Genomic DNA, 13,183 nt, shown 5'->3' on the forward strand with positions numbered 1-13,183 from the left:
AGTCATACTTCCGGCCATTTTGATCAGTGTCAATCAGTTTTTTGATTGAAGTTGAAATTTTCTGGTGTCATGAATGGGGGAGCGCCAAGAACGGAGAGACGATCGATGACGATTTTCGACCTCGCGGACCTGCCGCAGAAAAGCCGGGACACCTCCCTGGGGATAACGTCGATCTGCTCGGCCCATCCGGTGGTTCTCCGCGCGGCCTTGACGGAAGCTGCGGGGCGCGAGGGACCGCTTCTCATCGAGGCGACGTGCAATCAGGTGAACCAGGAGGGCGGCTACACCGGGATGACGCCGGCCGCGTTCCGCGATTTCGTTCTCGATCTCGCCGCCAAGGCCGCGTTCGACACCTCGCGCATGATCCTCGGCGGCGATCATCTCGGCCCCAATCCCTGGAAGCACCTTCCGGCGGAAGAGGCGATGGGGCGCGCCGAGGCGATGGTCGCAGCCTTCGTCGAGGCGGGCTTCACGAAAATCCATCTCGACACGAGCATGGGCTGCGCCGGCGAGCCCGTGGCCGTGCCGGACGAGATCACCGCCGGGCGCGCCGCCCGGCTCGCCAAGGTCGCGGAAGCAACGGCCGAACGTCAGGGAAGCCGGCTCCACTACATCGTCGGCACGGAGGTGCCGCCGCCGGGCGGCGCCACCCACTCCCTTTCGAGCCTCAAGCCGACATCGCCCGAAGCGGCGCTTGAAACCGTGGAGGTTCACCGCAAGGCCTTTGCCGCCGCCGGGCTGGAAGCGGCCTTCGAGCGCGCGATCGGTCTGGTCGTCCAGCCCGGTGTCGAGTTCGGCGGCGAGGAGGTCCATGCCTACGATCCGGCCGCCGCGCGGGCGCTGTCCTCGGCCTTGGGGCAGCTTCCGGGCTTCGTGTTCGAGGCTCATTCCACCGACTATCAGCCGGTTTCCGCCCTGTCGGCGCTGGTGGATGACGGCTTCGCCATCCTCAAGGTCGGCCCCGGACTGACCTTCGCCATGCGCGAGGCGCTTTACGGCCTCGACGCGATCAGCGCCATTCTCGACAAGGTCCCGGCTGACGAAACGCTGCGCGCCACCATGGAGCGGGTGATGGTCGACGATCCACGATACTGGAAGGGCCATTATCACTGCGAGGAGGCAGAACTTCTTCGCCAGCGCCATTACAGCTATAGCGACCGCATCCGCTATTATTGGCCGCGCCCTGAAGTCCAGCACGCGGTCGACGCGCTGCTGGCAAGGCTTGGCAATCGCCCGATCCCCGAGACGCTGATCAGCCAGCATCTCGCCTGGCTTTATCCCGACGTTGCGGCGCGGCGGTTTCCCGCGCGCCCCGCCGAACTCATCGAACAGTCGGTCTGCCGCGTGATCCGGAGCTACAGCCAAGCGACGCTTGGCTGATCGCGCGCGCCGGCGCCCGCAACGGCCCATGGCGCCATCAATGACGAGCGTGAACGCGCCATAGCGCGTTTACGCGGCGTTTATGCCCGCGCCCATCCTTGCGAATGGCCCGTTGACGCGCAGGCGCGCTACCGGTTGGCATCGACAACCGGAAGCACAACCATGTTCGACATTGTCTATATCGTGCTCGCCGTCGGCTTCTTCATCGCGGCGGCTCTTTCCGTTCGCGGCTGCGAGCGACTTTGAGGACGCATCGATGACATTCGATCTCGTTCTCGGCGCCCTGACGGCGCTCGGCCTGCTCGGCTATCTCTCCTACGCGCTCGCGCGCCCCGAACGGTTCTGAGGAGAGCGCGCCGTGGCATCCGACATTCTTCAATTCATCCTCTACTGCGTCCTGTTGACGGCGCTCGCCTGGCCGCTCGGCCTCTACATGGCCAGCGTCTTCAACGGCGAACGCACGTTTCTCACACCCATCCTCGCGCCTGTGGAAGGCTTGTTCGCCAGCGCCTGCGGCGTCGACGGCCAGAAGTGCGACCAGCACTGGACCCGTTATGCCCTTTCCGTCCTCGCCTTTAATGCGGCGGGCTGGCTGATGCTTTACGCGGTGCTGCGCCTGCAGGGCGTTCTGCCGTGGAACCCGCAAGGCCTGCCCGGCCTCTCGCCGGACCTCGCCTTCAACACGGCGGTGAGCTTCGTCACGAACACCAACTGGCAGGCCTATGGCGGTGAGACGACCATGTCGTATTTCAGCCAGATGGTCGGCCTGACGGTTCAGAACTTCGTCTCGGCCGCGACCGGTATCGCCGTGGGCGCCGCCGTCATCCGGGGCTTCTTCGGCCGGGAGACCCGCGGCATCGGCAATTTCTGGATCGACCTCATCCGCTCGGTCCTCTACGTCCTGCTGCCGCTTTCCATTCTGTTCGGCCTGTTCCTGGTCTGGCAGGGCGTGCCGCAGAACCTCACGCACTATGTCGACGTGACGACGCTCGAAGGCGCCAAGCAGACGATCGCGCAAGGACCGGCCGCCTCGCAGATCGCCATCAAGCAGCTCGGCACCAATGGTGGCGGCTTCTTCAACGCCAATTCCGCCGTCCCCTACGAAAATCCGACGCCGCTCACGAACTTCGTCGAAATGCTGGCGATCCTGCTGATTCCGGCGGCCTTCCCCTTCATGTTCGGCCGGATGGTGAAGGACATGCGCCAGGGCATCGCCATCTTCGCCGCCATGGGCATTCTCTTCCTCGCCGCGCTCGGCCTCACCTACGGCTCGGAAATTCAGGGCAATCCTGTCTATGCCGAAATGCCGGTCGATCAGACGGCCGGCAACATGGAAGGCAAGGAAGTGCGCTTCGGCGTCGGCAACTCGGCGCTGTGGGCGAGCGCGACGACGGCCGCGTCCAATGGCTCGGTCAACGCCATGCACGACAGCTTCACGCCTCTCGGCGCGCTGGCGCCCATGCTCCAGATGCAGATCGGCGAAGTCGTCTTCGGCGGCGTCGGCTCCGGCTTCTACGGAATGCTGCTTTTCGTCGTCCTCACCGTCTTCATCGCCGGTCTGATGGTCGGGCGAACGCCGGAATATCTCGGCAAGAAGATCGAGGCTCGGGAGGTCAAGCTCGCGGTGATCACCTTCCTGGTGATGCCCCTCGGCGTGCTGGTCTTCGGCGCCATGGCGGCGGTCATCCCGACGGCGCTCGCCTCCGTCCAGGACGCCGGACCGCACGGCCTGTCGGAAATCCTCTATGCCTATTCGTCGGGCACGGGAAACAACGGCTCAGCCTTTGCCGGTTTCGGGGCGAACACCCCCTACCACAACACCATGATCGGCATCGCCATGCTGCTCGGCCGGTATGTCTTCATCGTGCCGATGCTGGCCATCGCCGGCTCGCTGGCGGCCAAGAAGACCGTGCCGGCCTCGGCCGGAACCTTCCCCACTCACTCGCCGCTCTTCGTCGGGCTGCTCGTCGCCGTCATCCTGATCATCGGCGGCCTCACCTTCTTTCCGGCGCTCGCCCTCGGCCCCATTGCCGAGCACACCGCGATGCTTGCCGGCCAGACCTTCTAGAGAGCTCATCCCATGGCCAAGAAAGTCCAGGATACCGCGCTGCTCGACCCGGCGGTCATGCGTCCCGCCCTCCTCGCCGCGCTCCACAAGCTCGACCCGCGAGCGCTCGTCTCCAACCCCGTGATGTTCGTCACCGAGGTGGTCGCCGCGCTGACAACCCTCCTCTTCCTGCGCAACCTCGCCTTGGGTTCGGGAGCTGCCTTCCTCGTTGCCCAGATCGCCGCCTGGCTCTGGTTCACCGTCTACTTCGCCAATTTCGCGGAAGCGATGGCCGAGGGGCGGGGCAAGGCGCGGGCGGACTCCCTGCGCTCGACCCAGAGCGAGACGCCCGCCAAGAAGCTCGCATCCCCCGACACGCGAGACGTCGAGACGGTCTCCAGCCGCAGCCTCAGGACCGGCGACATCGTCCTGGTCGAGGCGGGCGACATCGTCCCGGCCGACGGCGAGGCGATCGACGGCGTTGCCTCGGTCGACGAATCCGCCATCACCGGCGAGTCGGCACCCGTCATCCGCGAGGCGGGCGGCGACCGTTCCTCCGTCACCGGCGGCACGCGCGTCGTCTCCGACTGGCTAAAGGTGCGCGTCACTGCCAAGCCCGGCGAGAGCTTCCTCGATCGCATGATCGCCCTCGTCGAGGGCGCCAAGCGCCAGAAGACGCCGAACGAGATCGCCCTCAACATCCTCCTCGTCGGCATGACCATCATCTTTCTTCTGGTCGTGGTCACACTCGAGCCGTTCGTCGCCTACTCCGGCGCCTTCGTTCCCGTCGCATACCTCATCGCGCTTCTCGTCACGCTGATTCCGACGACCATCGGCGGCCTCCTCTCGGCCATCGGCGTCGCCGGCATGGACCGCCTGGTGAAGGCGAACGTCGTCGCCAAGTCCGGCCGCGCCGTCGAGGCAGCGGGCGATGTCGACACGCTGCTCCTCGACAAGACCGGCACCATCACCTTCGGCGCGCGCATGGCGGACGGCTTTTACCCGCTGCCGGGGGTGCGCGAGCCGGACCTGACCGAAGCCTCGCTCTATGCCTCGCTCTCCGACGAAACGCCGGAAGGACGCTCGGTCGTGGAACTCGCCCGCAAGCTCCTGCCCCGCGGCGTGGAGCAGCGCGCTTCCGTCAAGCAGGCCGTTGCCTTCTCGGCCCAGACGCGCATGTCGGGCGTCGATCTTGTCGACGGGACTGAGCTGCGCAAGGGCGCGACGGACGCCGTGCTCGCCTGGTGCGAAACCGGCTCGTCGAAGACCCTCACCGACATTGTCGAGCGCATCGCCAAGTCCGGCGGAACGCCTCTTCTCGTTGCGCGCGATCGGCGCCCGCTCGGCGTCATTCACCTGAAGGACATCGTCAAGCCCGGCATCCGCGAGCGTTTCGCCGAGCTCCGCCGCATGGGCGTGCGCACCGTCATGATCACCGGCGACAACCCGCTCACCGCCGCCGCCATCGCCGCCGAGGCTGGCGTCGACGACTTCCTCGCCGAGGCAACGCCTGAGAACAAGCTGGAGCTGATCCGCAAGGAACAGGCAGAGGGCAAGCTCGTCGCCATGTGCGGCGACGGCTCCAACGACGCGCCGGCGCTCGCCCAGGCTGATGTCGGCGTCGCCATGAACACCGGCACGCCCGCCGCCAAGGAGGCCGGCAACCTCATCGATCTCGACAGCGACCCGACCAAGCTCATCGAGATCGTCATGGTCGGCAAGCAGCTCCTGATTTCGCGCGGCTCGCTCACCACCTTCTCCATCGCCAACGACGTCGCCAAGTATTTTGCCATCCTGCCGGCGCTGTTCGTGACCGCCTATCCCGGCCTCGGCGCCCTCAACGTCATGGGCCTTTCCAGTCCCGGCAGCGCGATTCTCTCGGCGGTGATCTTCAACGCCCTCGTCATCATCGCGCTGATCCCCCTCGCCCTGAAGGGCGTCAAATACACGCCCGCCTCGGCGGCCAAGCTCTTGCGGCACAACCTCCTGATCTACGGCCTCGGCGGGCTCGTCGTCCCCTTCATCGGCATCAAGGCGATCGACCTCGTGGTCAGCGCCCTCGCACTCGCGTAAGGAGTCCTTCCATGCTTTCGCAGATCAGGCCCGCTCTCGTCATGATCACGATGATGACGCTCCTCACCGGGGTCGCCTATCCGCTCGCCATGACCGGCGTCTCCCAGGTGCTGTTCGCCGATCAGGCGAACGGCAGCCTCTTGACGCGCGAGGGGAAGGCGATCGGCTCCACGCTCGTCGCCCAGGCCTTCACCGACCCTGGCTATTTCCAGCCGCGCCCATCCGCCGCGAACTATGATGGCGCCAGCTCGACCGGCAGCAATCTCGGGCCGACGAGCGCGGCCCTTCGTCAGCGCATCGGCGCCGACGCTACCCGTCTCGCCTCCGAAAACCCGTCGATGCCCGTCCCGGTCGACCTTGTGACGACCTCAGGCAGCGGCCTCGATCCCGACATCTCTCCGGCCGCCGCCAGCTTCCAGGTTCCCCGGATCGCCAAGGCGCGCGGGCTGGAGAGCGGCCAGGTGCAGCGCCTCGTCTGGGAGAACGTCAAGGGCCACACATTCGGCCTTCTCGGCGAGCCTCGGGTAAACGTGCTCGCGCTCAACCTCGCGCTCGACGCGGTGGCGCCGCGCCGCGCGCCGGCGACGCAGCCCGGCGAACCTGTCGCCGTCAACAGCACGGATCGGTAGCGAGGCGCGATGTCCGACACCGAGACCCGCCCCGAGCCGGAAGCGCTTCTCGCCGAGGCGGCGCGCGAGGGGCGCGGCAAGCTCAAGGTCTTTCTCGGCGCCGCCCCCGGCGTCGGAAAGACCTTCGCCATGCTGGAAGCCGCCCGCATGCGCCGGACCGAGGGCGTCGACGTCGTCGTCGCCGTCGTCGAGACGCACGGACGGGCGGAGACGGAGCGCCTTCTGGCGGGCCTGGAGATCATCCCCCGGTCCCATCTCTTCTATCGCGGTCGCGCCCTGCCGGAGATGAACCTCGACGGGGTTCTCGCCCGCAAGCCCGCGCTGGCGCTGGTGGACGAACTCGCTCACACCAATGTCGAGGGCAGCCGCCACGCCAAGCGCTGGCAGGACGTGGACGAGCTGCTCACAGCCGGGATCGACGTCTATACGACCCTCAACGTTCAGCACATCGAGAGCCTGAACGATGTCGTGGCGCGCATCTCCGGCGTGCGCGTGCGCGAGACTGTTCCGGATACCGTTCTGGAAATCGCCGACGATGTCGAGCTGATCGACCTTCCGCCCGACGAGCTGATCGCCCGCCTGCGTCAGGGCAAGGTCTACATCCAGGAGCAGATCGCCCGCGCCATCCAGAACTTCTTTTCCAAGGGCAATCTGACGGCGCTGCGCGAACTCGCCATGCGCGTTGCCGCCGACCGCGTCGACGCCCAAATGACGGCGCACATGCGCACCCATGCCATCCCGGGTCCGTGGCCAACGCGGGAGCGCATTCTGGTCTGCGTCAACGAGGCACCGGCCGCGAAAAGCCTGGTGCGCGCCACGAAGCGCATGGCCGAGCGGGCCCGCCTGCCCTGGATTGCCCTGTCGGTCGTGACCGCCAGCAGCGAGCAACTTCCGGAAAAGGAGAAGGACGCCCGGGTCGAGGCGCTGCGGCTCGCCGAGACGCTGGGGGCGGAGGTCGTCACGATCAACGCCGCCAGCAACGTCGCCGACGAGGTGCTCGCCTTCGCCCGCGCCCGCAATGTCGCCCGCATCGTCATCGGCCGCCCGCGCCTCCGTCGCTTCGTGCCGAGCCTCATGCGCGAGACGGTGGCCGATACCATCCTGAAGCAGGCGGTGGATTTCGAGGTGACGGTCGTCTCGCCCGATGCCAAGGCCGCGCGGGAAACCGCCCTGCGGGCAGGCCTGCCACCCATAGAAAGGCGGCCGAAAGCCTATCTGTGGTCGGCGCTGGCGGTGGCGCTGGCGTCCGCCGCCGCGCAAATGATCCTCTCCTTCATGCCGGTCGAGAGTCTCGCGCTGGTCTTCCTGCCGGCGGTGCTCTTCGCCTCGGCGCGCTATGGCCTCGTGCCGTCCATCTTCGCGAGCTTCCTCGCGTTTCTGACCTACAACTTCTTCTTCACGGAGCCCTACCACACCTTCAACGTCTATCGCGAAAGCGAGATTCTCACGCTGCTCCTCTTCCTGGTGGTCTCCATCGTCACCGGCAACCAGACGGCGCGCCTGCGCCGGCAGGCAGCGGCACAGAAGGCGATCGCCGAGCGCACCACGAGGCTCTACGAATTCGCCCGCAAGATCGCGAGCGCCGCCTCGCTCGACGACGTGGTCTGGGCCGCCGTCCACCATGTCGCCGCCACGCTCCATTGCGATGCCCTCCTGCTCGGGCCAAACGAGAACGGCCGGCTGACCATCCTTGGCGGCTTTCCGCCGGAGGATCAGCTCGACGCCAGGGATTGGGGCGCGGCCAACTGGGCGTTTGCCCACAAGGAGGCCGCCGGTTGGAGCTCCGTCACCCTGCCGGCCTCCTCCTGGCTGTTCCTGCCGCTCGGTCGCGAAGCAGGGATCAACGGCCTCCTGGGCGTCAAGTTCAAGCAGGGACGGTATCCCTCGCCCGATGATCGCCGCCTGCTCGACGCGCTCGTCGACCAGATTTATCTGGCCATGGAGCGCACCCGGCTGGCGAGCGACATGGAGGAAACCAGGCTTCTGTCCGAGACGGAACGTCTCCGCGCCGCCCTGCTCTCCTCCGTCAGCCATGACCTGCGCACGCCCCTCGTCTCGATCATCGGCGCGGCCTCCAGCCTGCTTGAGGCGGGAGATGCCCTCACCGACGCGGGCCGCCATGCGCTCGCCGAGACGATCTTCGAGGAGGGAGAGCGCCTGAACCGCTATGTCCAGAACCTGCTCGACATGACACGCCTCAGCTATGGCGCGCTCAAGATCCGGCGCGAGACGATCGACGTCCGGGAAATCCTCGGCGGCGCGGCGAGACGCCTCGCCCATGCGCTCGGCACCCACCGGCTGGTCGTCGACCTGCCGGAAGACCTGCCCCTGGTGGACGGAGACCCGGTGCTGCTCGAGCAGGTGATCACCAACGTGCTCGACAACGCCGCCAAATACGCGCCGGCCGAGACCGACATCGCCGTCAGCGCCATGGCCGCCGCGGGGCGCATGGCCTTGTCGATTTCCGACGAGGGACCCGGTATACCGCTGGAGGATCGGCGGAAGGTCTTCGACATGTTCTATCGTGTGCGCGCCGGCGACGGGCAAAAGGCGGGAACGGGCCTCGGGCTCGCGATCTGCCAGGGCATTCTCGACGCCCATGGCGGCAGCATTCGCGCCGAGCCTGCCCATGACGACGGCGGGGGAACACGGATCGTCATCGAATTGCCGGTGGCCGAGCACGGCGGCGGCGCGCCGCTCGGTGACTCGGCCGCGCCGGAAGGCGTCGTGCCGGAGGACATGGAGTGAGCGCCGGGCGCATCCTGGTCGTCGACGACGAGGCGCAGATCCGCCGCTTTCTGCGGATCGCGCTGGAGGCGCACGGCTTCTCCATCGTCGAGGCGGTCCGCGGTGAGGACGGCGTCGCCAAATGCGCCACCGCCCAGCCCGATCTCGTCGTCCTCGACCTCGGCCTGCCCGACATCGACGGCAAGGTGGTCGTCGAGCGCATCCGGGAATGGTCCGAGGTGCCGATCCTCGTTCTGTCGGTGCGCCAGGACGAGGCGGAAAAGGTCGAGGCGCTGGATCTCGGCGCCAACGACTATGTCACGAAGCCGTTCGGCATCGCCGAGCTTCTGGCGCGCATCCGGGTGCTGATGCGAGCGAGACCGGATCGCTCGCCGGAAGCGGCCGAATTCCACTTCGGCCCGCTCCTCGTCAACGTCGCGGCCCATGAAGTGACCCTCGACGGCGAGCCGGTCCGCCTGACGCGCAAGGAATTCGATCTCTTGCTTTATCTCGCCGCGAACGCCGGGCGGATCATAACCCACCGCATGCTGCTGACCGAGCTCTGGGGGCCGGCCCACGCCGAGGACGTCCAGTATCTCAGGGTCTTCGTCGGCCGCCTTCGCGGCAAGCTGAAGGATGATCCGGCGCACCCCCGCTTCATCCTCAACGAGCCCGGCGTGGGCTACCGCTTTCTCGCCGAATAGGCGAAGGCCCGCAACAGGCGGCCCTGCCGCCCGCGCCTCACCAGCACTCGAAGCCGCCATCCACAAGGAGATCGACGCCGGTCACGAAGGAGGCCGCGCGGCTCAGCAGGAACACCGCCGGCCCTGCCATCTCGTCGGGCGTCGCCATTCTCTGAATGGGCGTATCACGCTCGAAGATCTTGCGCTGCTCGGCGACTTCCGGCCGGAGGTTCATCGGCGTCAGCGTGTAGCCGGGGCTGATGACGTTGACGCGGATGCCTTTCTCGATCCACTCCATGGCGAGGCTCTTGCTGAGGTGAACGACGCCGGCCTTGGAGGCGTTGTAGTGCACCTGCGTCAGGCCCCGGTTGACGATGGTTCCCGACATGGACGCGATGTTGACGATGGCGCCTCGGCCATTGCGGATCATGGCACGTCCCTCGGCCTGACAGGACAGGAAGACGCCGGTGAGGTTGACGTCGATGACCTTCTGCCACTGGCTCTGGCTCATCTCCTCCGCCGGCGCGGCATTGGCGATGCCCGCGGCATTGACCGCCAGCGACAGCGGGCCGAGATCCTGCTCCGCATGCGCCACCGCCGCCTCCAGCGCGGAAAGCTCGGTCACGTTGCCCGCCGTGATCAGCGCCTTGCGGCCCATGGCCGTAATCTTCGATGCGGTTTCCTTGATGCCCTCGCTGGTCGGCAGGTCGAACAGCGCGACATGGGCGCCCGCCTCCGCGATCTCCAGCGCGATGGCCTGTCCGATGCCGCTGCCGGCTCCGGTCACGAATGCGATTTCATCCTTCAGGCTGAACTTGTCCATCATCTGCTCCTTGTGTCTCAATCCATCGTCATCCGGTTTGGGAGGGGGCGTCGCGGAGTGAACCTCGTCGGCCGATCGCGCCGCGCGGCCCCAGCCGGGGCGCTCAGGTGGTCGCGAGCTCCATCACAGCGAGGCGGTTGGCATCCCGGCGTTCGAGGATTCCGCGATTGATGCCGCGACTGAGAACCATGACCCGATGCGCGAGGCCAAGCACCTCGTCGAGGTCGGAGCTGACGACGATCACGGCCATGCCGCGACGGGCGAGATCCGCCACGACATCGTATATCGCGGCGCGGGCACCGACATCGATGCCGCGCGTCGGCTCGTCGAGAATGACGACGCGCGGGTTGCGCGAGATGCACTTGGCGATGACCACCTTCTGCTGGTTGCCGCCGGAAAGCTGGCTGACTCGCTGTTCCGCCTGCCCCTTGATGCCAAAGCGGGAGATCGCCGAGCGTGCGAAATGGTTGACGTTCCGAGGGTTGATCCATCCACTCGGCGCGATCTGCTCGTAGTTGGTCTGGGCGATATTCTCCGCGATCGTCTGGGGCAGGATCAGCCCCTGCCCCTTGCGGTCCTCCGGAACGAGCACGATCCCCTCATCCAGCGCGTCGCTCGGATGGTGCAGGCCGATCGGCTTTCCCTGGATCTTGACCACGCCGGAGGAGATCGGGTCGGCGCCGGCGATGGCGCGCACCAGCTCCGTGCGACCTGCTCCGACGATGCCGGCGATGCCGAGCACCTCCCCCTGGCGCACCGAAAAGCTTACATCCTTGAACGTGCCATCGGGACTGGAGATGTTCTCCACTTCGAGCAATACTTCGCCTGGAGCTTCATCGAGCGTCGGAAACATGCGGTCGAGCGGCCTACCGACCATCTCCTCGACCAGAACCTTGACGGGGATCTGCGCCGTCTCGTGAGTGGCGACGAGCTGCCCGTCCCGCAGAACGGCGATGCGGTCGGCGATCCGCGCAATCTCGTCCAGGCGATGGCTGATATAGATGAAGGAGACGCCCTCCGCCTTCAGCTGCTCGATGCGCCGGAAAAGAAGATCGGTCTCCTCGCCGCCGAGCGCGGCGGTGGGCTCGTCGAAGATCAGAAGGCGGGCGTTCAGCGTCAGCGCCTTGGCGATCTCGACCTGCTGCTGGGCGGCGACCTTGAGGTCCCGGACCAGCGTCGTCGGGGCGACGTCGAGACCGAGCCGCCGCAGTTGTTCCTCCGCCCGCCGATTGATGCTGGCCCGGTCGATGCGTCCCTGCCGGGTGGGGAGCCGTCCGACGAAGACGTTCTCGGCAATGGAGAGGTCGGGAAGAAGCCGCATCTCCTGATGGATCAGGCCGACCCCCGCCGACAGCGCATCGGCAGGCGAGAGAGGCGCGTGCGGCTTGCCCATCCACGTCATGGTGCCGGCCGTGGGGCGAACGAGCCCGGCGATGATGGCGGAAACCGTCGACTTGCCCGCGCCGTTCTCGCCCAGCAGCGCGAGGACCTCGCCGCGACGGACGTCGAAGCCGACATCGGTGAGGACGGTGATCGGACCGTACTTCTTGCCGAGACCACGAACGCTCAGCACGACGTCGGAATGATTGGGCTGCTCGGCCATCACGGACCATCCTCCCGGCAGACAGGCATCGCTTTCGACACGGCCCCGAACGCGGGGGCTGCGTTCTCCGATCGCGAGGGCCGCGGGCGCCCACGCCGGGGCGACCCGCATTTTCCTTGCGACCAATGCGGGTGGTGACGCGGCAGGCGAACCTGCCGCGTCATGGCCTCACGGATGCTGCTCGATGAACTTGGCGACGTTGTCCTTTGTGGTGAGCGTCGCCGTTTCGAGCTGTTCGGCGGGCACCTTTTCGCCCTTGACGAGAGCAATCGCCGAATCGACGGCCATGCGGCCCATCTTCTGGGTCTGCTGCGTCACGGTCACGTCGAAGACACCGTCCTTCAAGGCGACGAGAGCGGCGGTATCGCCGTCGAAGCCGGCGACCATGATCGGGTGGTCAGGGTGCGCAACCTTCACGGCCTGCGCCGCGCCGAGAGCCAGCGCGTCGGCCTGACCCCAGATGATGTTGACGTCGGGGTTGGTCTGAAGGAGGTCCTGCGTCAGCTTGAAGCCCTCATCCTGGTGCCAGCCGTCCGACCAGAGCTCGCCGACCACCTTGATGTCCGGATAGTCTTTCAGCGCCTCCGAGCAGCCCTTGGTGCGATCGACCTCTGGCGTCGTGCCCTTTTGCCCGTGGATGATCAGCATCTTGCCTTTGCCGTCCGCCTGCTTGGCGATGTAGGTGCAGAGCTCCTTGGCGGATGCGACAGAGTTGGTTGCGATGAACGTATCGCCAGGAGCGCCCTCGGCATTGCGATCGACATTGACCACGGGAACGCCATCCGCCTTCGCGGCCTTGACCGGAACGGAAGCCGCGGTGGCACCGGCCGGGATGTAGATGAGCGCGTCGATGTTCTGGGCCAGGAGGTCCTGGATCTGGCTGACCTGCGTCGCCGCGTCTCCCTTGGCGTCGACGGTGATGATCTCTAGATCCTTGGTCTTGCCGTATGCCTCGACCGACTGCTTGATCTGGTTGAAGAAGTCGGCCTGCAGATTGGCCACGGCCAAGCCGATCTTCTTGGCATCCTTGGCGCTTGCCAGGTCGGTCGTCCCCGCGATCGCGAGGGCGGCGACGGCGGTCAACAAAATTGCGCGAGACAACATAACTTTCCTCCGTTTTCTAGCTCCGTCCGCGATGGAAGCGCTCCTCCCATGAACCCGCGGCTCCTTCCGGTCCGTTCGAGACCGTCTTCGCCTCCCGGCGAATCTCGGGATGGC

10 protein-coding genes are annotated in these 13,183 nt (G+C 66.6%); 7 read left to right on the forward strand and 3 right to left on the reverse strand.

The genetic code is table 11. The features are described from left to right. Positions 1-105: 105 nt before the first annotated feature. The 7 genes from B5D38_RS11810 to B5D38_RS11840 all read left to right on the forward strand — a co-directional run bounded on the left by B5D38_RS11810 (position 106) and on the right by B5D38_RS11840 (position 9,560). Complete coding sequence (locus B5D38_RS11810) at positions 106-1,380, forward strand: D-tagatose-bisphosphate aldolase, class II, non-catalytic subunit (RefSeq protein ID WP_078708628.1); 1,275 nt, start codon at positions 106-108, stop codon at positions 1,378-1,380. Positions 1,381-1,636: 256 nt separating this feature from the next. Next, positions 1,637-1,726 (forward strand): K(+)-transporting ATPase subunit F, encoded by a 90-nt coding sequence (kdpF, locus tag B5D38_RS21845; protein WP_116002677.1) that lies wholly within the window; start codon positions 1,637-1,639, stop codon positions 1,724-1,726. 12 nt (positions 1,727-1,738) lie between these two features. Next, positions 1,739-3,448, forward strand: coding sequence for a potassium-transporting ATPase subunit KdpA (kdpA, locus tag B5D38_RS11820; protein WP_078708630.1), 1,710 nt, complete (start codon positions 1,739-1,741; stop codon positions 3,446-3,448). Positions 3,449-3,460: 12 nt separating this feature from the next. Then, on the forward strand, positions 3,461-5,500 hold the full coding sequence (gene kdpB, locus B5D38_RS11825) for a potassium-transporting ATPase subunit KdpB (protein WP_078708631.1): 2,040 nt from the start codon (positions 3,461-3,463) through the stop codon (positions 5,498-5,500). 11 nt (positions 5,501-5,511) lie between these two features. Continuing rightward, entirely contained in the window at positions 5,512-6,129 is a 618-nt protein-coding gene (kdpC, locus tag B5D38_RS11830) for a potassium-transporting ATPase subunit KdpC (RefSeq protein WP_078708632.1), read from the forward strand. 9 nt (positions 6,130-6,138) lie between these two features. After that, positions 6,139-8,877, forward strand: a complete 2,739-nt coding sequence (locus B5D38_RS11835; protein WP_078708633.1) for a sensor histidine kinase — start codon at positions 6,139-6,141, stop codon at positions 8,875-8,877. Next, the gene (locus B5D38_RS11840; RefSeq protein ID WP_078708634.1) at positions 8,874-9,560 is read left to right on the forward strand and encodes a response regulator; all 687 of its coding nucleotides are present in this window, start codon (positions 8,874-8,876) and stop codon (positions 9,558-9,560) included. Before B5D38_RS11835 ends, B5D38_RS11840 begins: the two co-directional genes overlap by 4 nt. A 37-nt stretch (positions 9,561-9,597) precedes the next feature. Here B5D38_RS11840 and B5D38_RS11845 read toward each other — a convergent pair whose 3' ends face one another. The 3 genes from B5D38_RS11845 to B5D38_RS11855 form a co-directional block, all read right to left on the reverse strand. Continuing rightward, on the reverse strand, positions 9,598-10,362 hold the full coding sequence (locus B5D38_RS11845) for an SDR family oxidoreductase (RefSeq protein WP_078708635.1): 765 nt from the start codon (positions 10,360-10,362) through the stop codon (positions 9,598-9,600). A gap of 103 nt (positions 10,363-10,465) precedes the next feature. Next, a complete protein-coding gene (locus B5D38_RS11850; protein WP_078708731.1) occupies positions 10,466-11,965 on the reverse strand; it encodes a sugar ABC transporter ATP-binding protein in 1,500 nt (499 codons plus the stop codon). Positions 11,966-12,133: 168 nt separating this feature from the next. Beyond that, positions 12,134-13,069: a sugar ABC transporter substrate-binding protein gene (locus tag B5D38_RS11855; RefSeq protein WP_078708636.1), complete on the reverse strand. Its 936-nt coding sequence runs from the start codon at positions 13,067-13,069 to the stop codon at positions 12,134-12,136. Between the last annotated feature and the right edge of the window lie 114 nt (positions 13,070-13,183).

The organism is Consotaella salsifontis (assembly GCF_900167365.1).
GTDB lineage: Bacteria > Pseudomonadota > Alphaproteobacteria > Rhizobiales > Rhizobiaceae > Consotaella > Consotaella salsifontis.